Annotated in this window: 21 protein-coding genes and 1 tRNA gene; 14 read left to right on the plus strand and 8 right to left on the minus strand. The window is 63.7% G+C overall.

Going from position 1 to position 22,646, the window contains the following annotated elements; all coding sequences use genetic code 11:
* Positions 1-59: 59 nt before the first annotated feature.
* From ACIQWO_RS21895 to trmB, 10 genes are all read left to right on the plus strand, one after another.
* Positions 60-620, plus strand: coding sequence for a hypothetical protein (locus ACIQWO_RS21895; RefSeq protein ID WP_402828846.1), 561 nt, complete (start codon positions 60-62; stop codon positions 618-620).
* A 27-nt stretch (positions 621-647) separates the two neighbouring features.
* Positions 648-1,235 (plus strand): hypothetical protein, encoded by a 588-nt coding sequence (locus ACIQWO_RS21900; RefSeq protein ID WP_402828848.1) that lies wholly within the window; start codon positions 648-650, stop codon positions 1,233-1,235.
* Positions 1,236-1,336: 101 nt separating this feature from the next.
* Positions 1,337-1,410, plus strand: a tRNA-Gly gene (locus tag ACIQWO_RS21905).
* 206 nt (positions 1,411-1,616) lie between these two features.
* Positions 1,617-2,198 carry a TetR/AcrR family transcriptional regulator gene (locus tag ACIQWO_RS21910; protein WP_150664567.1) on the plus strand — a complete coding sequence of 194 codons (582 nt, stop codon included), beginning with the start codon at positions 1,617-1,619 and terminating at the stop codon, positions 2,196-2,198.
* Between the two features lie 130 nt (positions 2,199-2,328).
* On the plus strand, positions 2,329-3,537 hold the full coding sequence (locus ACIQWO_RS21915; protein ID WP_402828850.1) for an MFS transporter: 1,209 nt from the start codon (positions 2,329-2,331) through the stop codon (positions 3,535-3,537).
* 981 nt (positions 3,538-4,518) lie between these two features.
* Positions 4,519-5,334, plus strand: coding sequence for a DUF3348 domain-containing protein (locus tag ACIQWO_RS21920; protein ID WP_402828852.1), 816 nt, complete (start codon positions 4,519-4,521; stop codon positions 5,332-5,334).
* Positions 5,306-8,548, plus strand: a complete 3,243-nt coding sequence (locus ACIQWO_RS21925) for a DUF802 domain-containing protein (protein ID WP_402828854.1) — start codon at positions 5,306-5,308, stop codon at positions 8,546-8,548. Before ACIQWO_RS21920 ends, ACIQWO_RS21925 begins: the two co-directional genes overlap by 29 nt.
* Positions 8,545-9,213: an OmpA family protein gene (locus tag ACIQWO_RS21930; protein WP_402828856.1), complete on the plus strand. Its 669-nt coding sequence runs from the start codon at positions 8,545-8,547 to the stop codon at positions 9,211-9,213. Before ACIQWO_RS21925 ends, ACIQWO_RS21930 begins: the two co-directional genes overlap by 4 nt.
* Positions 9,214-9,223: 10 nt before the next feature.
* Positions 9,224-10,090 carry a DUF2894 domain-containing protein gene (locus ACIQWO_RS21935; protein ID WP_402828858.1) on the plus strand — a complete coding sequence of 289 codons (867 nt, stop codon included), beginning with the start codon at positions 9,224-9,226 and terminating at the stop codon, positions 10,088-10,090.
* 214 nt (positions 10,091-10,304) lie between these two features.
* Positions 10,305-11,102 carry a tRNA (guanosine(46)-N7)-methyltransferase TrmB gene (gene trmB / locus ACIQWO_RS21940; protein WP_402828860.1) on the plus strand — a complete coding sequence of 266 codons (798 nt, stop codon included), beginning with the start codon at positions 10,305-10,307 and terminating at the stop codon, positions 11,100-11,102.
* A gap of 91 nt (positions 11,103-11,193) precedes the next feature.
* Here the strand turns inward: trmB and ACIQWO_RS21945 are convergent, their stop codons facing one another.
* From ACIQWO_RS21945 to ACIQWO_RS21960, 4 genes are all read right to left on the minus strand, one after another.
* Positions 11,194-12,036 (minus strand): undecaprenyl-diphosphate phosphatase, encoded by an 843-nt coding sequence (locus ACIQWO_RS21945; protein WP_402828862.1) that lies wholly within the window; start codon positions 12,034-12,036, stop codon positions 11,194-11,196.
* A gap of 80 nt (positions 12,037-12,116) precedes the next feature.
* Positions 12,117-12,737, minus strand: coding sequence for a DUF1439 domain-containing protein (locus ACIQWO_RS21950; RefSeq protein WP_402828864.1), 621 nt, complete (start codon positions 12,735-12,737; stop codon positions 12,117-12,119).
* A 122-nt stretch (positions 12,738-12,859) separates the two neighbouring features.
* Positions 12,860-13,123 (minus strand): YkgJ family cysteine cluster protein, encoded by a 264-nt coding sequence (locus tag ACIQWO_RS21955; protein ID WP_402828866.1) that lies wholly within the window; start codon positions 13,121-13,123, stop codon positions 12,860-12,862.
* Positions 13,124-13,170: 47 nt separating this feature from the next.
* Positions 13,171-13,953, minus strand: coding sequence for an SDR family NAD(P)-dependent oxidoreductase (locus ACIQWO_RS21960; protein ID WP_402828868.1), 783 nt, complete (start codon positions 13,951-13,953; stop codon positions 13,171-13,173).
* A gap of 97 nt (positions 13,954-14,050) precedes the next feature.
* Here ACIQWO_RS21960 and ACIQWO_RS21965 point away from each other — a divergent pair, with 97 nt between their 5' ends.
* From ACIQWO_RS21965 to ACIQWO_RS21980, 4 genes are all read left to right on the plus strand, one after another.
* Positions 14,051-14,755 carry a TetR/AcrR family transcriptional regulator gene (locus ACIQWO_RS21965; protein WP_402828870.1) on the plus strand — a complete coding sequence of 235 codons (705 nt, stop codon included), beginning with the start codon at positions 14,051-14,053 and terminating at the stop codon, positions 14,753-14,755.
* Positions 14,756-14,885: 130 nt separating this feature from the next.
* Positions 14,886-15,554: a protein-L-isoaspartate O-methyltransferase gene (locus ACIQWO_RS21970; RefSeq protein WP_402828872.1), complete on the plus strand. Its 669-nt coding sequence runs from the start codon at positions 14,886-14,888 to the stop codon at positions 15,552-15,554.
* A 147-nt stretch (positions 15,555-15,701) separates the two neighbouring features.
* Complete coding sequence (locus ACIQWO_RS21975) at positions 15,702-16,025, plus strand: rhodanese-like domain-containing protein (RefSeq protein WP_150666860.1); 324 nt, start codon at positions 15,702-15,704, stop codon at positions 16,023-16,025.
* Positions 16,026-16,154: 129 nt separating this feature from the next.
* Positions 16,155-17,585, plus strand: coding sequence for a TolC family outer membrane protein (locus tag ACIQWO_RS21980; RefSeq protein WP_402828874.1), 1,431 nt, complete (start codon positions 16,155-16,157; stop codon positions 17,583-17,585).
* 93 nt (positions 17,586-17,678) lie between these two features.
* Here the strand turns inward: ACIQWO_RS21980 and waaA are convergent, their stop codons facing one another.
* The 4 genes from waaA to ACIQWO_RS22000 all read right to left on the minus strand — a co-directional run bounded on the left by waaA (position 17,679) and on the right by ACIQWO_RS22000 (position 22,530).
* On the minus strand, positions 17,679-18,986 hold the full coding sequence (gene waaA, locus ACIQWO_RS21985; protein ID WP_402829204.1) for a lipid IV(A) 3-deoxy-D-manno-octulosonic acid transferase: 1,308 nt from the start codon (positions 18,984-18,986) through the stop codon (positions 17,679-17,681).
* A gap of 3 nt (positions 18,987-18,989) precedes the next feature.
* Positions 18,990-19,913, minus strand: a complete 924-nt coding sequence (locus tag ACIQWO_RS21990; protein ID WP_402828876.1) for a Kdo hydroxylase family protein — start codon at positions 19,911-19,913, stop codon at positions 18,990-18,992.
* Positions 19,914-19,918: 5 nt separating this feature from the next.
* Positions 19,919-20,890, minus strand: a complete 972-nt coding sequence (gene waaC, locus ACIQWO_RS21995; RefSeq protein WP_402829206.1) for a lipopolysaccharide heptosyltransferase I — start codon at positions 20,888-20,890, stop codon at positions 19,919-19,921.
* A gap of 242 nt (positions 20,891-21,132) precedes the next feature.
* On the minus strand, positions 21,133-22,530 hold the full coding sequence (locus ACIQWO_RS22000; RefSeq protein WP_402828878.1) for a phosphomannomutase/phosphoglucomutase: 1,398 nt from the start codon (positions 22,528-22,530) through the stop codon (positions 21,133-21,135).
* Positions 22,531-22,646 lie beyond the last annotated feature (116 nt).

The following is a 22,646-nucleotide window of genomic DNA, read 5'->3' on the forward strand; positions in this document are numbered from 1 at the left end:
GACCAGCTACGACGCAACGTCAGAGTAGCGAAGCATTCACACGTCAATCGGGGATTTCCATGTTTAAAAGAATCGGGGTTGTACTCGCGGTGTCCTGCGCCGTGTTTCTCGGCGCGTGCTCAACGTCGGCACCGAACTACAACGCTTCGTTGGATAACGTCGACAAGTTGAAGGCGGGCGGCGAATATAAGGTAACGGTTGGCAAGTTCGCACCATCGACGGACCTGAAGACCGAGTCAGGAATCACGCTGCGTGCGATGTCCATGTCGTCGCCCTACGGCAACTCTTATAGCCAGTATCTGGCTGAAGCGATCAAGCAGGAACTGTCGCTGGCAGGCAAGCTCGCGCCTACATCGCCCGTTCAGATTACCGGCACGTTGCTGGAGAACGACCTCGACACCGGTGTCGCTACCGGCAAGGGCATCATCAAGGCACGTATTGTCGTGACCAGCGGTAACACGACGCGCTATGACCAGGTGAAGTCTGCCGAGACGGAGTGGTCATCGAATTTCGTGGCGGCCATCGCCATTCCGCGCGCCACCGAGGCGTATCCCAAGCTCGTTCAGAAGCTCCTGACGTCATTGCTCGATGACGACGCATTCCTGAAAGCACTTCAATAAACGCCATCCGAAGCGGACAGACAAAAAATGCGAGTTTTCAAACTACTCTGCGCCATGTTCGTCGTGGCGCTGGCTTCGGGCTGCGCGCATCAGGTCAGCATGACCCCTGACATCGCGGCAGTTAATGCACCGGAAGGCGCCACGCGTATCGATAAGCACGTGGGTTTCGTTATCACGGATCAGTTGCGTGAACTGACCGTTACGACACCCGGTGGCGGCGGCGACAAAATCAGCTATAAGCCGTATGCCGATACCGAGACTGCGTTTTACAAGATGTTTTCGAACGTCTTCACGAATGTGACGCGCCTGAAATCTGTCGATGACAATGCCTCGACGAAGAAAGGCGCGCTTGCCTATGTCGTTGTGCCGACGATAACGACAGATTCCTCCTCGGCGAGCTTAGTCACTTGGCCCGCAACGGATTTCACGGTGAATCTCAAGTGCGAGATTCGTAATCTGGACGGCACAATTTTCGCCACACAGACCGTGACCGGCACGGGCCACGCCGACTATAGCGAGTTCAAGAGCGACTTTTCGCTCTCCAGTCGTCGGGCTACCGCAGACGCTATGATCAAACTGCAGGACACGCTACTGAAAATGCCGGAATTGCGCTAAACGCGCCGACGGGTCCTGGCGATCGATGTCGCGAACATCGGTCGTCAGGATCAGCTCGCGATTGCCAAGAACCTCAATCCCTGCGTAAAATGGCGGCCTGCGCGGGCGTCGTATAATGGTAATACCCTAGCTTCCCAAGCTAGAGCCGTGGGTTCGATTCCCATCGCCCGCTCCAGAGAATTTTCGAGAAAGCCGTCCTTGTGACGGCTTTTTTGTTTTCTGACGTCGTTCGCCATCGCCCTCTCCCCCACCATCCGCCCAAATCCACAACCGACATCCGGTTATTTGAACGAATGGTAAAAAATCACCTATAGTCACGCCATCGGACTGGTGCGACGTGGCACCGGCTATTTCCATCCCTCCAGAATGACGAGGTCCATCATGAGCGGAAGACCCAGAGAATTCGATGACGCAGCCGTCATCGACGCCGCTATGGACGTCTTCTGGACGAACGGCTATGAAGGCACTTCCGCGCAGGCGCTCGTCGAGTGCACCGGCCTCGGGCGCGGCAGTCTCTACAACGCCTTCGGCAGCAAGCTCAATCTCTATCACGAAGCGCTTGAGCGCTATCAGACGCTCGGCCTTCAGCAGCAAGTCGACATTCTCAACGGCAACGGCCCCGTCAAGGATCGTCTGCGCACACTCATGCAATGGGGCATCGACGACGATCTCGATCCCGAGAAGCAACGCGGCTGTATGTCCCTGTTCGCGGCCTTCGAGCGCGGTGCCAAGGACGAACGCGTCCGCCAGATCAGTCAGGCCTACTTCGTCCGCTTCGAACAGGTGCTCGTGCATCTGATCGCCGTCGGACAACACAACGGCGAACTGTCCACCGAACGCTCCCCGGTCGTGGTCGCCCGCACGTTCCTGTCGAGCTACTACGGCCTGCGTGCGCTGGGGCGCACCGTCTGCGACCGCGCTTTCCTCGAAGGCATCATGGAAGGCATATTGGCTCAGCTCTGACGGACAACCACTTTCAGTCCGCACACCCGACACTTTCTCGCGCAGCACGTCACCCACAACTCCCAACATTTGACTCCCCCCATCGCGGGTCGATATTCCTCCCGCCAATATGGAATGCACGTTAAAGAATATGACGCAAAAATCCGCAATGCCACCTGTCGTCTACTTACTAGGACTCACCGTCTTCGCCATGACCACGGCCGAGTTCATGGTCGCCGGGATGATGCCCGCGCTGGCCGATGCCATGAACGTCGGCATCGGCAAGATCGGCAATCTGATTTCGCTTTATGCCCTCGGCATGACCATCGGCGGCCCGGTGCTCACCGCCGTGCTACTCGCGCTGCGCACGCCGCATAAGCGCGCCCTCATCTGGCTGCTCTCGATCAACGTAGCCGGTGGCGTACTCGCCGCCATGTCGACCCGCTATGAAATGATGGCTGTCGCGCGAATCATCATGGGCGTGGCCAGCTCGGCGACGTTCGGTGTCGCACTCACGCTCTGCGCCGATCTCGTCGCACCGTCGGTGCGCGGACGTGCCGCTTCGTTCGTGCTCGGCGGCCTGATGTTCTCGCCGGTGGTCGGCGTGCCGCTCACCGCCTTCATCGAACAACACTACGGCTGGCGCGCCAGCTTCTGGCTCGTCGCTGTGCTCGCGGCACTCTGTACCGTCGCGATTGCGCTGTGGGCACCGGCCGACCATAAGCAGGATGGCGCCGACGCTGAAGTGGTCAGCCTGTCCGGCGAATTCCGTTCGTTGCTGAATCGTCCGCTGTGGGCCGCGTTTGCGACCAGCGGGTTGATCATCGGCGCGACGTTTGCCGCGTTCAGCTATTTCTCGCCGATCTTTTTGAATGTGGCCGGTGTGTCCGCCACCTCGATTCCGAATCTGCTCGCGATGTACGGCATCGCGAACATCATCGGCAACGCCGTCGTCGGACGCTTCGCCGACCGTCACACGCTCACGGTGCTGGTGGCCGGTTTGTCAGTGCTCGCACTCGCCCTGATCAGCTTTGCGCTTTGGGCCGAACTGACGCCGGTCGGCATCGCCGCGTTCGCTGCCATCGGCCTGACGGGGGTTTCGCTCAATCCGGCAATGGTCGCGCGAGTGATGCGCGCTGCAGCGCCTGGGCCGCTCGTCAATACGATGCATACGTCGGTGATTACTGCGGGCCTCGCCTTCGGGACGTGGGCCGGTGGTGCGGCGATCGATGCGGGCTACAGCATGCGCGCGCCGTTGTGGATTGGCGCAGCGATGGCCGCCGTCGGTCTCGCCAGTTTGTTGCCTTACCTTCGGACGGGTCTTGCACAAGCCCCCGAAACTGCCTGCTCGACGACCTGAACTGAATCAGAAGACGGTGGCAGCGAAGTCCGAGAAGAAGTTGTGGAGAGACTCGGAATCGCTGCCCCACGCCACTGCGTTCATCACCAAATTAGTCACCATTCCCCATCCCATCTCACACCTCCGCTGTTGAGTGTTGCGGTTGCTCGACACATGACCGCTTACGAAAAAAGCGCGATCACCTGAAAAACGAACTTCTCCACCGGCGCGGCCCGACTTGCCCAGGTACCCGCTGCCACCATTCCGTCACACATGAATGCGATGGCGGACATTTCACACCTCCAGCTATTGATGTCTTAAGTTGCGCTAAACGCGCCTTACATGAAGATATTGACCGTGTCGGCGAGAAACTTTGCGACCGGGGCCGCAGCGCGTGCCCAGCTTCCGATCATTACCAGTCCGTCGCAGATGAGTCCGATTGCGGGCATGTCACACCTCCAGTTTTGATTCGTTGTTTTGCGTTAGTCGCAGGAAATTTCAGAACAGGGCCATCACATCGTTGAAGAACTTGGCCACCGGGGCGGCCCGGCTTGCCCACGTTCCGACCGTCACCATTACGTCGCATGCAGTTCCGATAAAAGCCATTTCACACCTCCAGTTTTGTTTCGTTGTTTTGCGTTAGTCGCAGGAAATTTCAGAACAGGGCCATCACATCGTTGAAGAACTTGGCCACCGGAGCGGCCCGGCTAGCCCACGTTCCGATCGTCACCATTACGTCGCATGCAGTTCCGATAAAAGCCATTTCACACCTCCGGTTTCGTTTCGTTTGTTTCGCGTTTGTCGCGGGTTGAGTGAAAGATAAACCTCGGGTCGGCACCTGAAAACTGAGATAAATCACAGTCGGCGTCCGGCGGGGCTTTCGGAGGCGTTTCAGGAGGGAGTCGGGCGCTTTGCTCGCCCGTCAATCCCCCGACCGGGCGGCCGGTGGGGGTCGCGGGGCGCGCGCAGTGTAAACTGCTGGGTTTTCGACCCCCCAGAGGAATGGTGCAAGTGTCCCGGCGTCCCGTTATCAGCGCCCCAACACTCATACGCTCGCTGGCCCGCCTGAGCTCGTTCGCGCCCCCGGAGGCCGCGCCGTCGCTCTCGGACCGTCTGAGCCAGTGGTTGGGCTGGACCGACGCCATCGCTTTGTCGTCGGCCCTTAAGGCCAACCCAGCCAACCCGTCGGCGGCAACGCCCGGCGCGCGTTCGGCCGCGCAGAGCCCGGCAGGCGAACTGGCACGTGTGCGCGTCGACCTCGCCGCTGCCATCGCCCGCGATTGCGGACTGGCGGCCGCGCCCGGCGGGCAGATCCGTGCACTGAGCGCTGCCGAGCGTCAACGGGCGGCCTCGTTCGCGGAGTTTCCGGCATATCGCCAGCGCTACGCGACGTCGCAACAGACGATGGACACGGCAATCAGCGCCCTGCGCACCCGCCTTCGCGCGCAACTGGCTACGATGTCACCGGACGCCGCGCGTCTGGCCAGCGTCGATGCAGTGATGGAGCGCGTGATGGGCGCACGTGAGCGCACACTGCTCGCGAGCGTGCCGAATCTGCTCGAAGGACACTTCGTGCGTCTGCGCGACACGGAGCAGGCCGCGATGGCGGCCCCGCGCGTGCCCGGCGCACCGCCGCTCGCGCCAGCAGGCACCTGGCTAGACACCTTCCACCGGGATATGCAGAGCGTTTTGCTCGCAGAACTGGATATCCGCCTGGAACCGATCGAAGGGCTGATTGCCGCCCTCGCCTCGGTCACTCCCGGCGAAAACGTTAGTGAACCCGGACAACATGACCCGTTTGCCACGCTACCTCGTTGATCTCATTGCCTTTGTCGCAGGTCTTGCCGTCGTCGGCTGGATCGCCATCGGCTATGCCGGAACCAATACCCTCGCGCTCGCCGTCGCTCTGCTGATCGCCGCCGTCTATCTCTTCGGCGCGCTCGAACTCAAACGCTTTCATCAGTCGACGAACGCCCTTGCCAGTGCCGTCTCTGGTCTGAACGCAGCACCCGCCTCCCTGCCCGCGTGGCTTGAGACGTTGCCCGCCGGTCTGCGCACCGCCGTGCGTCGGCGCGTGGAAGGCGAGCGCGTTGGTCTGCCCGGCCCGGCGCTCACGCCCTATCTCGTCGGCCTGCTCGTGCTGCTCGGCATGCTCGGCACCTTCCTCGGCATGGCCGCCACGCTGCGTGGCACCGGCATCGCACTCGAAGGCGCGACCGATCTGCAGGCGATTCGCGCCTCGCTCGCCTCGCCGGTCAAGGGACTCGGCTTCGCGTTCGGGACGTCGGTCGCAGGTGTCGCTACGTCGGCCATGCTCGGCCTGCTCGCCGCACTCGCGCGCAAGGAACGCGCACAGGTCGTGCAATCGCTCGATGCACGCATCGTCACGACACTGCGCGGCTTCTCGCAGCAGCACCAACGCGAGACCACGCTGCAACTGCTTCAGCAACAAGCGACGGTCATGCCTGCCCTCGTCGACCGTCTGCAAGACATGATGGCCGCAATGGAGCGTCAGAGTCAGGCGCTCGGCGAACGCCTCGTCGCCAATCAGGACGCCCTGCACGCCAAGACGGATGCGTCTTACGCGCAACTCACCAACGCGATGCAGCAGTATCTGAAGGACAGCGTCACCACCACGGCAAGCGCCGCCGGTGCGGCGATTCGTCCGGAAGTCGAAGCGACGATGGCGAGCCTCGCGCGCGAAACCGCCACGTGGCATCAGACGGTGTCGAACGCCGTGCAAGACCGTATGGACGGCCTCTCCGATCGCTTCGAAGCCACGACGGCACGCGTCGCCAGCGTCTGGAAAGATTCGCTCGACGCTCAGTTGCGCACCAATGAATCGCTCGCAACCGACCTGCGCTCGGCACTCGGCGATTTCACGCAGACGTTCGAGACCCGCTCATCGCGACTGGTCGACGATGTGGCCGCACGTCTTGAAACCGTCACGGCACAAGTCAGCAGCGCGCAGACCGGTGTTGCGCAAACGTGGGAGACGTCGCTCGCCGCGCAACAGCGCAGCAACGATGTGCTCTCCGAGAACCTCGGCACAGCCCTCGCGCACTTCTCGCAGACCTTCGAGACGCGCTCGGCCAAGCTGGTCGACGACGTCGCGGCTCGCCTGGAGGCCACCACAGGCCGCGTCGACGCCGCCCACGCGAACGTCGCTCAGACATGGGAGATGTCGCTCGCCACGCAGCAACGCACCAACGATGCCCTCTCCGAAAACCTCGGCGCGGCACTCACGCAATTCGCACAAACGTTCGAGACGCGCTCGACCAAGCTGGTCGACGATGTCGCTGCACGCCTCGACGCCACGACGGGACAGGTCAACGCCGCACACGCAGGCATCGCGCAGACGTGGCAAGCGTCGCTCGCCACGCAGCAGCAAACCAACGACACGCTCGCACGAGAACTCGGTGCAACGCTCGCGCAATTCACCGAGTCGTTCGAGACGCGCTCCGCGAGCCTGCTCGGTGACGTCATCACGCGCCTCGACAGCGCAACGGGCAGCATCGCCACGGCACAGACGACCGTCGCGCAAGCGTGGGAACAAGCGCTCGGCCAGCAACAGCAATCGCACGACACGCTCACGCAGTCGCTCGGCGCGGCACTGGAACGCTTCGCGCAGACGTTCGAAGCGCGCTCAAGTGCCTTGCTGGCAGATGTCGCCGCCAAGCTCGACGCCGCGAGCGGCAATGTCAGCGGCGCACACGAGCGCGTGGCATCGGCCTGGGAGCAATCGATCGGGCTGCAAAAGCAGGCCAATGACGCACTGAACACCGAACTCGCCGCAGCCCTCACCCGCTTCACGGAAACGTTCGAGCAACGCGCCGCTCATCTGATCGACGGCGTCAGCCAGCGTACGGAAGGCGCAATGCACAGCGTGTCTGAGACGGCTGCGGTCGTGTCGGGCGAATGGAAGCAGGCCCTCGTCGCGCAACAATCGGCGAACGACGCGCTCACCACCGATCTCGCCGCCGCCCTCGCTCGCTTCGCCGAAACGTTCGAATCGCGGGCGTCGCAATTGCTGCAAAACGTCTCGACGCAACTGGACTCGACGTCCTCCAACGTGGCTCAGACCTGGCGCGACGCCATCGCCGAACACACGCGCACGAGCGAACGTCTGGCCGACGGCAATCAGCAACTCGTCGCGGCCACGACCAGCGCATTCACCGAACATAGTGCGTCGCTGCTGCAAGCCCTCAGCGCCGCCAACACCACGCATCACGACGCCACCGCCGAGCGCGAAACGCAGCGCCTGTCCGCCTGGACGGAAACGCTCGAAGGCACGCTGTCCACGCTGCGCTCGGAATGGCAGCAGGTCGGCGCACAAACGGCCAGCCAGCAACAGGCGATCTGCGACACGCTCGCCCGCACCGCGCTGGAGATGTCCGAACAGACGCGCGCCAACGCCAGCGACACCATCGCGGAAATCTCGCGTCTGGTGCAGACGGCTTCGGAAGCCCCGAAGGCGGCCGCCGAAATCATCGGCGAACTGCGTCAAAAGCTCTCGGACAGCATGGTCCGCGACAACGCCATGCTCGAAGAGCGCTCGCGACTGCTCGACACGCTGGGTACGCTGCTCGACACCGTCAAGCACGCGGGCAACGAACAACGTGCGGCCGTCGACGAACTCGTTACGACCTCCGCGCAACTGCTGGAACGCGCGAGTGCGAACCTCGGCGACGCCATCGCGGCGCAAACGGAGAAGCTCACGGAAGCGTCGGCACAGGTCACCGGCAGCGTGGTGGAAATCGCCAGCCTGGGCGACGCCTTCGGTGCCGCCGTCCAGTCGTTCGGCGAATCGAACACGCAATTGCTGGAGCACCTGCAACGCATCGAGGCCGCGCTCGACAAGTCGATGGCGCGCAGCGACGAACAACTCGGGTACTACGTCGCACAGGCACGCGAAGTGGTCGAGCTGAGCGTGATGTCGCAAAAGCAGATCCTTGAGAACCTTCAGGACCTGGCACAAGCGCGCTCGCACGCCGCACAAGCCGGTGTGCAACCGGGTAGCGTGGCAGCATGAGAGACGAATTCGACGCGGATATCGCGGACGCGGGCGACGTAGGTGCCGCCGCGCCGACGTGGGCCGTCTTCGGCGATCTGATGTCGGTGATGCTCGGCGCGTTCGTGCTCATCATGCTCGGCGTGATCGGTGTGCAGATCGAACTGTCCGCAAAGCTGGAACGCGAAGTGAAGGAGCGTCAGGTCGAGACACAGCGCCGCGAAACGCTTGAGAAAGCGCTCGCCGGACCGCTCGCCGGTGGCCGCGTGACGCTCGTGAACGGTCGCATCGGCATCAGCGGTAACGTGCTCTTCGCCCTGAATTCGGACCAGTTGCAGCCGCAGGGCCGCGAAGTGCTGCGCAGTCTGGCCGCGCCGCTGGCCGCCTATCTGCGCGCGAGCGACGAAATCCTCATGGTCAGCGGCTTCACCGACGACCAGCAAGTGCGCGAGACGAACCGCCGCTTTGCCGATAACTGGGAATTGTCGGCACAACGGGCGCTGACCGTCACGCGCGAGCTGATCGCCGCCGGGGTGCCGCCGTCCTCCGTGTTCTCGGCCGCCTTCGGTGCGGAACAACCGGTGACGTCTAACGTCGATGAAGCCGGACGCGCCAAGAACCGCCGCGTGGAAATCGCACCGATGCCCCGCAGCAGTGCTGGCAACGCTGGCAAGCCGAAAGCGTGACGGTGAGGCGATGAGCACGCAGACGCCCCCGCTGGAGAACACCGTCGCCGCAGACGCAGACGATACGCTAGCCGTTTCGCATGCCGATCCCATCGATCCGACGACCACGCAACTTGTCGCATGGCGTGAAGCCGGTGCCGACAAGCGCGACCCGGCTCGCTTTCATCGCATCGAAGCACTTTGCACACGCATGCTCACCTATCAGGGTGACGTGCGGCGCGTGCTTGAAACGCGTCTGAAGGCGCTGGTGGACGACTTCGCGAAGTCGGTTGCCGATGCAGAGAGTTCCGCACGCGACTCCGCGACGTCGCGCGTGGCATCGCCGCTTGTTGCCCTGACGGCCGACATCACGCGACGGATCGGCACCGGTGAACGGCCGACGCCGTCTGCATCGCCCGCGACGTCGAGGCCGACCCGTGGCGCTCAGCCGACGGCACCGTCGCCCTCAGCGAAGGCCCCCGACGCGCCCATACAATCGGTCGCGACATCGTCCACGCCCGCGAAGCGCACCGTCACCCAACCCGCACCGATTCCCGTCGCCATCACGCCGACGGTCATCGCGACGGACGACGCCTTCGAAGACCTCGACGTTCTCGAATACTTCCGCGAAACATGGTCGAAGCTGAGCACCGACGGCAATCTGCGCCAGTCGCTCGCGCAGGTGCCCGAAAACGCGGGACCACTCAATTCCAGCCATCTCGTGCATCGCGCGCTCTCGCTCATGCACGACGTGTCACCCGACTATCTGCGTCACTTCCTTCGCCACGCCGACGCCCTCTCCTGGCTCGAAGACATGGAAACGACGGGCGTCTTCGGCAACAAGAGCGCGGCCCGCGTGGCAGCCAGCGCCAAACCGTCGCGCGCCAAGGCTCGCTGACGGCGGCGCGCGCTCGCGGCGTCAAGCAGCATCACGCCGGGACGCGAAGCGGGCGCCAACTTGCCAGCGCACGCGGTTCCGGTGGATAATCGAGCCCGTTCCCGCTGCCAAGGCGCGGGAAAATCCTTTGAAAAATCATCGTGTTGGGCGCTGTACGCACTGCCCGCCGAAGTCTCCCTCGACAAGCCGTCGCTCCAGACGGCTTTTTGTTTCCATGACGAACCACGGACAACCGCCGGCCGACGACGCGCTCCCGGCCCACGACGACGCTGAACTCGACGCGTCGCAAACGACCTCTTCGGAAGACGACGACACATACGTCGGCCCGGACGGCGTCGCGCACCCACGCCGCATTCGCAGTTTCGTGCGCCGCGCGGGACGTAGCTCCGAAGCGCAGAAGCGCTCCTTCGAAGAACTCGGCCCGAAGTTCATGTTGCCGTATGCGCCTGAAGCGCTCGACTGGCCGACAGCCTTCGATCGTGCCGACGCACCGCGCATTCTGGAAATCGGCTTCGGCATGGGCGACGGCACCGCGCACATCGCGAAGGTACGTCCGGCAGACGATTTCCTCGGCGTGGAAGTGCACGAACCGGGTGTAGGCGCGCTGCTCAAGCTCATCGGCACGACGCCGCTCTCGAACGTGCGCATCATCCAGCACGACGCCGTGGAAGTCGTCCAGCACATGCTCCCGGAAGGCTCGCTCGACGGCGTGCACGTGTTCTTCCCTGATCCGTGGCACAAGAAGCGTCACCACAAGCGCCGTCTGCTGCAACCGCCGTTCGTGGCATTGCTGGCCTCTCGTCTGAAGCCGGGCGGCTACCTGCACTGCGCGACGGACTGGCAGGAATATGCCGAGCAGATGCTCGAAGTGCTCGGTGGCGAAGCGTCGCTTGAGAACACGGCGGCCGGTTACGCGCCGCGTCCGGATTACCGTCCCGTGACGAAGTTCGAGAACCGCGGCCTGCGCCTCGGTCACGGCGTGTGGGATCTGGTCTTCCGCAAACGCGGCTAAGCGGCGTCGACGTCATTGCGCCGATACTGACGGACAGCAAAAAGGGCACCTTTCGGTGCCCTTTTTTCATGCGACGTTCAACAACGCGCGATCAGTCCGCCCAAACCACGAGCCCGCTGTAGGCCGACACCAGCACCACGATACCGAACACGATGCGGTACCAGGCGAACGCCGTGAAATCGTGCGACGCGATGTAGCGCAGCAGCCAGCGCACGCAGATGAACGCGCTGATGAAGGCGAACACGAAGCCGATACCGAACAGACCGAAGTCCGCGACTTCCAGCATGGAGCGCGACTTGTAGAGTTCGTAAATCGTCGCGCCGAACAGAATCGGGATCGCGAGGAAGAACGAAAACTCGGTCGCCACACGACGCTCCAGCCCGAGCATCATGCCGCCGATGATCGTCGCCCCCGAGCGCGAGGTGCCCGGCACCAGCGCGAGACATTGCGCGAAGCCGACTTTCAGGGCGTCCAACGTCGACAGCTCGTCGATGGAATTCACGCGCGGCAGTTTGCCCGCCTCGACGTTGCGACGGTTGTGACGCTCGACCAGCAGAATGATCACGCCGCCGATGATGAACGCGGTCGCCACAACCAGCGGGTTGAACAGCACCGCCTTGATGTGCTTGCCGAACAACAGGCCGAGCACGATGGCCGGGATGCACGCCACGATCACGTTCACCGCGAAGCGACGCGCCTTCGCGTCGCTGCCCAGCCCGAACACGACCTGCGCAATCTTCGCGCGAAACTCCCAGCACACCGCCAGAATCGCGCCGAACTGAATCACGATGTCGAAGATCTTGCCCTTCTCGTCGTTGAAGTCGAGCAGGCTGCCGACCAGAATCAAGTGGCCGGTCGACGAGATCGGCAGAAATTCGGTCAGACCTTCAACTACGCCGAGAATGACGGCTTTGAGCGCCAGCAACAAGTCCATGCAATGAGTTCCTGAGGAGTCGTGGATTAAGAAGTTTCTGTAGGTTCAGGCGAATGCGTTCGCGCGAAATCGGTGCAACATCAGCGCGTGTCGAATTTGACGTTCACGCCGTGCGAGAGCACGGTGATCGCCCCCGGCTGACGCATCGCGCCGCCGATGTTGAGTTGCTCCGGCTTGAACGTGTAGATCGGCGCGCCTTGCAGCAACTGCGTCGCGATCAGCGCTCCGGCCGCGTTCAACTGACGCGACCAGCGATCGGGCAGACCGTCGATGGTGAACGTCTCTACTTCGGGGTCACGCAGCACGACCGACAGCGTGGCCGGATCGTACGCGAGCGCACTGTCGATGGCGAGTGTGCCGGTGAGCGGCGCGCCACCCAGCGGATGCGTCACGGTGGCGTCGACGGATACTGCGAGACGGTTGCGATCCGGCAGCAGCGTCAGTCGCGGATGCGTGAGATTGACGTCGAGCACGGCCAGCACACGACGGTCGAACGGAAACTTGCGTTCGAGCGCACGCTGCAACTGGCTCTCAGAAAAGGTGTAGTCGTTGCCGAACGGCAAGCCCGCGCATGCGGCGAGACCGGCAGCGAGTGCAGCCGCACCGGTCATCGTCAGCCAGCGACGGCGCGAGACAGTGAACGACGCAGTCGCATCGCACTGCTGAGGAATGGGACGATCTGGATGAGTGCTACCCGGCATTTCGCGTTCCGCTTCTGGGCGCATCAGGCCCGACACGCGCGACTATAGCACTCGGATACGACAGGAATTGAGGTTTGCCCGGCGCTGCCTTCTGGCAGCTTCCCGCAGCCCGCTGGCAAGCCTCAGGCGGCCATCGGCGCAGTCATCGCCTCCAGTTCCGACAACCACGCGATGGCCTGCGTGCGGTCGTCGCCGCACATCTCCACTGAGGGCCGCAACGATCCGCACACGGCCGGACGCTGCGGGCTGCCGAAGATGCGGCAGCGGTCCGCGTCGTCCAACTGCACGCAACGTGTGTTCGCCGGTTTGCCGTTGGGCATCCCGGGAATCGGCGTCGAAATAGAGGGCGCGATGCAGCACGCAGCGCAGTGAGGTCGGCAATTCATGGGGGCGGATTTTACCCGACCCGCCCTCTCTGCATTGATCACCGCATTTACCAGGGCAGCGTGCCCGAGAGATCGAAGAAGCCACCGGTCACCGGGCCGCGCTCGCCCAGTGCGAGCATCACCACGCTGCGCGTGCCGTCGGCCAACCCCTGACGCCCGCGCTTGCCGCTCGCGTCGACCGTGAGATCGCCCGGTGCACCCGGGTCGACCGAGTTCACCGTGATCGACGTCTCGCGCAACGTGTGCGAGAGCTGCACCGTCAACATGTTCAGCGCGGCCTTCGACGCGTTGAACCCGATCTGCCGGAAAGCCGCATGCTCCCACGCCGGATCGTTATTCTGTGCAAGCGAGCCGAGGCCGCTCGACACGTTGACGATGCGCGCACCGTCCGAGCGCGACAGCCACGGCAGCATCGCCTGTGTGACGCGCAACGTGCCGAAGAAGTTGGTCTGGAAGACCCGTTCGACTGCCTCAATGGACGCCTTCTCCGGCGTGTCGTCGCGCGGATCGGTCACGCCTGCGTTGTTGACCAGCACGTCGAGCCGTCCGTGATAGCGCCCGATCCGGTAGGCCGCTGCGTGCAGCGTCTCCGAGCGAAGCAAGTCGATCACCAGCGTCTCCGCCTGAAAACCCGCCTTGCGCAACGGGGCGACGATCTCGTCCCCCTTGGCTTCATCGCGCGCGCCGACCAGCACCGTCATGCCCGCTTCGGCCAGCTCACGCGCCACTTCCAATCCGATTCCCCGGGTCGCGCCAGTCACCAGCGCCACTCTTCCCAGATGGCGTTCGGCGTCCTCGCGTACCGTATGTTCGATAGCGTCCCGTTTCATCACTGCTCCCGTCGAATTCCCGTTGTTCTGCGCTCGGCCGCACGCAAATTTGTTAGCATCGAGTTTATGAAGAATCCTTCAGATTTTCTATTCGCATATGAAACCGGCCGGTCAACCACCCGCAACGCCCCGTAAATCGCCGCAACAGGCGCGTTCGCGGGTCACCATCGACGCCATTTTCGAAGCCGCGCTTCAGGTTTTGCTGCTCGATGGCGGGCGCCAACTGACCACCACCCGGGTGGCCGAGCGCGCCGGGGTGTCCGTCGGCACCCTCTATCAGTACTTCCAGAACAAGCAGGTGCTGCTCTATGCAGTGCTTGAGCGTCACATCGACCGCATCGTCGATTCGGTCGAGCAGACGTGTCAGGCGTCACATGGCAAGCCGCTGGAAACGATGGCGCAGGAACTGGCGAAGGCTTACGTCGGCGCGAAGATGCGCGATATCGAAGAGGCGCAGGCGCTATACCGGCTCTCGGAGGATCTGGACGGGCGGGAAGTATTTGCAGGGGCGTCGGCGCGTATGCATGCGGCCGTCGTCGGCATGCTGAAGACCGCACACAACGCGCGCTTCGAGGACCCGGAGACGGTGGCCTTCGTCTTCCTTAACTCCATGACGGGGCCGATCAAGGCCATTCTGGAGAACCGCGCCCCCGTGGGCGCCTGCTCAGAGACGCTCTCCCGCCAGATCGCCGACCAGATGGCCACGATGTGCGGGGCGTATTTGCAGTGCGTCGCCCAGTCCGGCACGGATGTCCGGGTGGACTCGCCCGCGCTTTCGATCCCGCCGGACAAGGCCGCCTGAGCCCCGGGGCCAGTCACATTGGCCCGGCTTTCGGGCCGATTTGCGGCAAAAGTTCACACGTCATCATGGCTGCCGTCCGGAACTGGTAAAATGCCGGGTTGTGTTTGCCTACTACCCACGAGTAATCGAAATGAATTACGAACAGGCCCGCTTTAACATGATCGAGCAGCAAATTCGTCCCTGGGACGTGCTCGATCAGGACGTGCTCAAGCTGTTGGAAGTCGTCAAGCGCGAAGATTTCGTGCCGACGGCACTGCGCGAGATCGCGTTCACCGACGTCGAACTGCCGCTCTCGGGCGCTGCTATCCCGAACAAGAGCCAGCACATGATGTTCCCGCGCGTCGAAGCGCGCATTCTGCAAGCGCTCGCGCCGAAGAAGAACGAAAACGTGCTCGAAATCGGCACGGGTTCGGGCTACATGGCCGCCCTGCTGGCATACAACGCGCATCACGTGACGACCGTCGAGTTCGACGCGAACCTCGCACAGTCGGCCCAGCAGACGCTGCGCGCCAACGGCGTGACGAACGTCGAAGTCGTCAACGCCGACGGTGCGCAGGGCTGGAGTGCCGCTGCACCGTACGACGTGATCTGCATCTCGGGCGCGCTGGCCGAACTGCCGCAAGCGTTCCAGAACCAACTGAAGGTCGGCGGCCGCCTGGCTGCGTTCGTGGGCGGTAGCCCGGTCATGGAAGCCGTGCTCATCACGCGCATGTCCGAGACCGAGTTCCGTCGCGAAAACCTGTTCGAGACGCAGGTGACCTATCTGGTCGCCCCGCAACCGTCGAGCTTCAAGTTCTAAAGCCCGGCCACCGGGGACGCGCCATTCGATAGCGAACGGCGCGCCCCTGATGCCGTGAGCGAACCGGTCTCGCGCTTTTATCGTTTGGGGACGATGAAGCGGCTAGACGAAGCCCGGACGCCATCGATTCGACACACGTAGAACATCATGCAAAACATTACACCGGCGCAATTGGCCCAGTGGCTCGCGGACGGGGACCGCAGCCAACCTACGCTCCTCGACGTGCGTGAGGACTGGGAAGTGCAGACCTGCCACATCGCCCAGAGCAAGAACGTGCCGCTCGGCGACGTGCCGTCGCGTCAGGGCGAACTCGACGCCGATGCGCCCATCGTGTGCATTTGCCATCACGGCATGCGCAGCGCTCGCGCCGCCATGTTCCTGGAGCAACAAGGTTTTACCCAGATGTTCAATCTGGACGGCGGAATCGATGCCTGGGCACGCCAGGTCGATCCGTCGATGCCGACTTACTGAGCCAGGGCCATGCGCCCCCCGAGGTTTGCCGCGCGGCTGCGCGCGGAGAGGCGTGCGTCCGTCCGCCCCACCCGTAACACCCGTAGCATCCTCAATGCCCGCTCTGCGAGCGTCCTCGCCACCGCGACGATGCTCGCTGCCCTCATTGGGCACTCGGCACCCGCGAGCGCGACCGACTTGCTTCAGCTCTACAGCGAAGCCCAGGGGCGTGACGCACTCATCGCCAGCGCACGCTCGTCGTACCTCGCGAACATCGAAGCGCTGCCGCAAGCCCGCGCCGCGCTTTTGCCGCAGGTCACGGCGCGCTACGGGGCCGTCAACACGCACTACGGCTCCGGCAACATCTCGAACACATTCGGCAGCAGCGGCTACAGCCTTGCACTGACGCAGCCCATCTTCCATTGGGATAGCTGGCAGTCGTACCAGCAGGGCAAGCTGACGGTCGCGAGCGCCGAAGCCGCCTTCGCGCAGGCGCAGCAGGATCTGATTCTGCGCGTCGCGACGGCCTACTTCGACGTGCTCGCCGCACAGGACGATCTCGCCCTCGCAGGCACACACAAGCAGGCCATCGCGGAACAGCTCGCGTCGGCCAAACGCAACTTCGAAGTCGGCAACGCCACCATCGTCGACTCGAACGAAGCGCAAGCCAGCTTCGACCAGGCCACCGCTCAGGAAATCGCCGCACAGAACACGCTCGACGTGCGCCGTGCCGCGTTTGCTCGCATCGTCGGCCATCCCGTCGGCTCGCTCGCCACGCTGCGCGCCGGGTCGACGCTGCCGTCGCCCGAACCGAACAACGTTGCCGACTGGGTCACGCAAGCCGAGCAAGCCAACTATGGCGTGCAGTTGCAATCGCTCACGCTGGAAATCGCGCGACGCGAAACGTCGAAGGCGAAGTCGGGTTATATGCCGTCCGTCGATCTGGTAGCGGCCGGTGCGCATTCGAACGTCGGCAACGCCAACAGCTTGTTATCGTCCGCGATGTCCAGTCCGTCGAGTCAGGGCTCGGGGCCGAGTTCGGCCGGGCAGATCGGCATTCAGATCAGCATCCCGATCTTCTCAGGGGGTTCGGTGCAGAGCAAGATGCGTCAGACGCTGGCGCTCGAAGACAAGGCGCAGAGCGATCTGGACGATGCACGACGTCTGGCCGTGCTGAGCGCGCGCACCTCGTACCTCGGCGTGTCGAGCGGACTGGCGCAGGTCAAGGCGCTCGAAGCGGCCGAGCAATCGGCGCAGTCGTCGGTCGCGTCGAACAAGCTCGGCTATCAGGTCGGCATTCGTATCAACGCCGACGTGCTCAACGCCGAAGACAAGCTCTTCACCACGCGACGCGATCTCGCCAAGGCGCGCTACAGCACGCTGCTCTCCAGCCTCCAGTTGAAGGCCAGCGCCGCCACGCTCGTCGATACGGACTTGCAGTTGCTCAACGCGTTGCTGACCGAGAATCCGGACGCCTCCGCCGCCATGGCCGGTGCCCGCGAAGCGGCCCCGGCAAACGCAGGCACGGGACTTCCGGCGCGCGGTGTGCGACCGGGAACGACAGCACCGCTGCGTCGCTGACATCGTCCTCATCAAAACAAAAAGCCTCGCATGACCGTTCCGGCATGCGAGGCTTTTTGCTTTCCGACGTCGACGTTGCGACGTCTTATCGACTCACTCCTGCGGTGCGACGAATCCGGTATCGAGCCAGCGTCCCAACGCAGTGACGGTACGGGCGGTTGCGCCCTGATGCTGCTTCGCAAACAACAACGCCGCCGTGCGCATTGCCAGCCGCTTGTCGTCGTTGATCAGCAGGTCGGCCAGCGTCGACGCCAGCTCACCGGCATCGCTCACACGCCGCGCCGCGCCTGCTGCCAGTGCATTCTCGCTCGCCTGCGTGAAGTTGAACATGTGCGGACCGAACACAACAGGCGTACCCGCCGCACACGCTTCGATCAGATTCTGGCCACCCAGCGGCAGCAGACTGCCACCGATAAATGCGACGTCGACTGCCGAGAAATAAGCGGCCATCTCGCCCATCGAATCGCCTAGTACGACGTCGACGTCGGCGGGCAGCGGCGTGTCGTCATCCGGCCATGCACTGCGGCGCACGTAGTTCAAGCGGACCTTTTCGAGCATCGCCGCCACTTCGTCGAAACGTTGCGGGTGACGCGGCACCAGCACCAGCAACGAGCGACGTCCCTCGTCGGAGGCGGACGCGAGCATCGCACGCGCCTGAAGCACCAGTGCTTCCTCACCGTCGCGCGTACTCGCCGCCAGCCACACCTTACGGTCGCCGAAGCGCTCGCGCCAGCGTGCGCCCAGTGCCAGCAGCGCAGGCGGTGGCGTCATGTCGAACTTGAGGTTGCCCATCACATCGACGTCGCTGGCCCCCAGCATGCGCAGACGCTCGGCATCGGCATCGCTTTGCGCCAGCACGCGACTGAATCCGCCGTAGACGGGTTTGGTCGCATCACCGAAGCGCGCCGCACGACGGAACGAGCGCGCCGACATGCGTGCGTTGGTCAGCACCAACGGCACACCGTCTTCGCGGCAAGTGAAGATCAGGTTCGGCCAGACTTCCGTCTCCATCACCATGCCGACGCTCGGTCGCCAGTGCTTCAGGAAGCGCCGGATCGGACCGACCATGTCATAAGGCAAATAGCACCGCACCACGCGATCGCCGAACAGACTTTCACCCGTGGCACGACCTGTCGGCGTCATGTGCGTGAGCAAGATGCCGTGCGACGGATAGCGTTCCAGCAGCGCATCGATGAGCGGCTGCGCGGCACGCGTCTCTCCGACGGAGACCGCATGCACCCAGATCAGCGGACGCCCGGTGTAAGGCGGCGTGCTGTAGAAACCGAAACGCTCGCCGATGTGACGGCGATAGCCCGGCTCGAACCGGCCGCGCCACCACAGGCGCACCACCGCCAGCGGTGCGACGATCCACCAGAGCGCGCGATAGACAAGACGCAGCAACATTCAGATCAGCGCGCGATGCGTAAGACGTTGCAATACCGCCAGCGGCGAGCACTCGGGGTGCACCATCGCTTCGGCGGGCAGGAAGAAGGTCTGTTCCATCATGAACTGGCCGGACATCACCGCATGCGACGTCTGATCCGAGAAGCAGATCCAGACACTGCCCGGCGGGAACGGCATGGTCTGCTGATCAGCGTCGTGCTGATACCCCATGTCGGCCTTCATGCCATCGTGCAGATGCAACATGATGTGGTCGTAGCCGCTGCGCGGGCGCTTGGTGATGCCCACGGCGTTTTGCAGCCATGCCGAGCCCGGCCACTGTGTGGGCACCTTCGGCAGGAAGCGCTTCGCCACATCCTCGAACGGCTCGCCCACGCGCCACACGCGCGGCTGACCGGCCGGGTTGATGTTGGTGAACACGCGCAGAATGCGCTCGCCGTAGTTCGGGCGCGACGGGAAGGCGTCGACGTGCAGACGGCTGTCGTCCTTGCGCCACGAGGTTTGACGCGTCTCTACCTGATGCAGTCGCAGGCTCGTCGGTGCGGCGCGCAGCTTGCCGCGATACTCCGGCATCAGGCCGTCGATCAGACTGCATGCCTGCGTGTAGTAGCGCTTGACCAGTGCGTGAACGGCACGCTGCGTAGCGTCGTCGGCGGCCACGCCCACGAGCACACCCGTCTTCGGGTCGAGGCTGATGTTCTTGCGTTTCGGGTCCGCGATCTTCGGGGCGAGCAACGCTTGCTCGGCGGCGTCGATGGCGAAGGCCAGATGCGGGAAGTACAGCACCTTGCCAGCTTCGACGTCGGCGACCAGCGTCTCGCGCGCGACCGGCAACTGACCGCCCTGCCAATCGCCCGAGGCGACGGTGACGATCTGGCCGCGCTCGCTCGATTCGCTGGCGTCGTGAGCTTGGGTGTTTTGATTCATGCGATTCAGTCCTCCTCAGACGCGGCAGTGCCGCTCGGCACGGCCGCAGGCGACAACGTCAGCGCCGGTGCCAGCGCATGCACGGCATCGCGCACCTGGGCGAGCGTCGGCTTGTGTTCTGCGTCGCCGAGATTGACGATTTGCGGCGACCAGAACCCGCCGGTGCGCCACGCGGTGCTGAAATTGTATAGCTCGATGGTCGGACGGTTCAGCGCTGCGGCGATATGTACCAACCCGGTGTCCACGCCCACGGTAATCGCCCCGCAATCGATCAGGCCGACAACCTGCGACAGGTTCATCTTCGGCGGCACCCAGGCGTCCTCGCCCAGCGCAGCGGCCAGACGCAACGACACCTCACGCTCGGCAGCGCTACCCCACGGCAAGACGATAAGGAATCCCTGCGAAGCGAGATCGCGCCCCAGCGCGACCCAGTCGTCTTCCGGCCAGGTCTTGTCGTCTCGCGAGGTCGCATGCACGAACACCGCATACGGACGGTCCGGGCACTGACTGTGATCGGCCCGCTCGGTGGCGATGCCGAAGTCGATCTCGCCCGGTACCTTGAAGCCCATCGCCTCAGCCACCAGCAGACGCGAACGCGTCACCACGTGCGTGTGCGGCTCGATGCGCACCATGTGCTGATACAGATAGCGGACCGGCCATTCATAGCTGGCGCCTTCCGTGCGGTTGCCCAGCCCCCAGACCGCGCCGCGCGCAGTGCGCGAGATCCAGCCGGTCTTGACCAGACCCTGCGTATCGATGACGTAGTCGTAGGGCGTTTCACGCAACGCGCGGCGAAACGCACCGATCTCCTGCCAGGTGCGTGCCGCGAGCGGCTTCTTGCGCCAGCGGCGCAAGGCAAACGGAATGACCCGGCGCACGCCGCGCACGAGCTTGACGAGGTCGACGAATCCCTCTTCCACGACCCAGTCGATCTGGGCGTCGGGATACTGGCGCAGGATGTCCTGCACCACGGGCATGTTATGGACGACGTCGCCGAGCGACGAGACTTTGACGATCAGAACCTGCAACCGAACGCCCCGGCGGTTCGGCCGGGCCTCGTGAGCAAAACCGCGATTTTACCCCGTCCCGGCCCGCCAATCATGATTGTCGGCGTCGCCCGCCCATTCACCGCGAGACGGCCACCTTACAACGCCATTCCGAGCCATCGACCGACGGCGGCCCGGCAGCGTTCAGGTGGCCATTCAACGCCCCTGCGGCCTCAGAACGGCAGCTTGGCGTCAGGCTTGACGGCCAGAATCGCGCGGCGGAAGTCGTCCTGAATACGCTGGATGGCGGCGTCGCTGTCGGCTTCAAAACGCAGCACCACGACCGGCGTGGTGTTCGATGAACGCGCCAGACCGAAACCGTCCGGGTACTCGACACGAATGCCGTCGATCTTGACGATCTCCTGTGCGCCGTCAAACTTGGCTGTCTCGCGCAGCTTGTCGATCAGCGCGAAGTTCTCGCCCTCGGCCAGCGGGATTTGCAGCTCCGGCGTCGAGATCGAGTTCGGCAGCGCGTTGAGCACAGCACTCGGATCGGCCGTCTTCGAGAGGATTTCGAGCAGACGTGCGCCCGTGTACAGGCCGTCGTCGAAACCGTACCAGCGGTCCTTGAAGAACACGTGGCCGCTCATTTCGCCAGCAAGCGGTGCACCCGTTTCCTTCAGCTTGGCCTTGACCAGCGAGTGGCCCGTCTTCCACATCAGCGGCTCGCCGCCGTGCTTGCGCACCCAGCTCGCGAGATTGCGCGTGCATTTCACGTCGTAAATGATCTTCTCGCCCGGATTGCGACTCAGCACTTCGGCGGCGAATAGCATCAGCTGACGGTCCGGATAGATGATCTGGCCGTCCTTGGTCACCACGCCGAGACGGTCGCCGTCGCCGTCGAACGCCAGACCGATTTCGGCATCGGTCGTTTGCAGCGTGCGGATCAGGTCCTGAAGGTTCTCAGGATGCGCCGGGTCCGGGTGATGGTTCGGGAACGTGCCGTCGACGTCGCAGAACAGTTCGATGACATCGCAGCCGAGCGCCTGGAACAGCGCCGGGGCGTACGCGCCCGCCACGCCGTTGCCGCAGTCCACGGCGATCTTCATCGGACGCGCCAGATGCACGTCGTTGACGATGCGCGCACGATACGACTCGCCGATCTCGTCGGCGGTATAGGTGCCCTGACCCGTTTCGAAGTCTTGCGCCTCGATCAGCTTCGCGAGACCCTGAATCGCGTCGCCATAGATCGCGCGCCCGCGCAGCACCATCTTGAAACCGTTGTAGTCGGGCGGGTTGTGGCTGCCCGTGACCATGATGCCGGAGTCGACAACGCGGCCGTGCAGCGTCACGTTCGTGGCGAAGTACACCATCGGGGTGACGACGACGCCGATATCGACCACATCGACGCCGGCGGCGCGCAGGCCGTCGGACAGTGCGCCGACCAGTTCGGGGCCGGACAGGCGGCCGTCACGGCCGACGACGACCGCATTGCCACCTTCGCGACGCAGCGCCGTGCCGAAAGCACGTCCGATCAGGTGCGCGACGTTGGCATCCAACGTCTTGCCGACGATGCCGCGAATGTCGTAAGCCTTGAAAATCGCAGGCGAAACTTGCGTGGTTTGCGTCATGGGAAAGAGTCTCTCGGAAACGAGGGGGAGAAAGCTGAGCAGTCGGCGAAAATCGCCGTCAAGCGCCAAAAAAGAGCCATCGGGGCCGCCAGCGTCACAAACGCAAATCCCGGCGG

It is taken from the genome of Pandoraea sp. NPDC090278, assembly GCF_044772185.1.
In the GTDB taxonomy this organism is placed as follows: domain Bacteria; phylum Pseudomonadota; class Gammaproteobacteria; order Burkholderiales; family Burkholderiaceae; genus Pandoraea.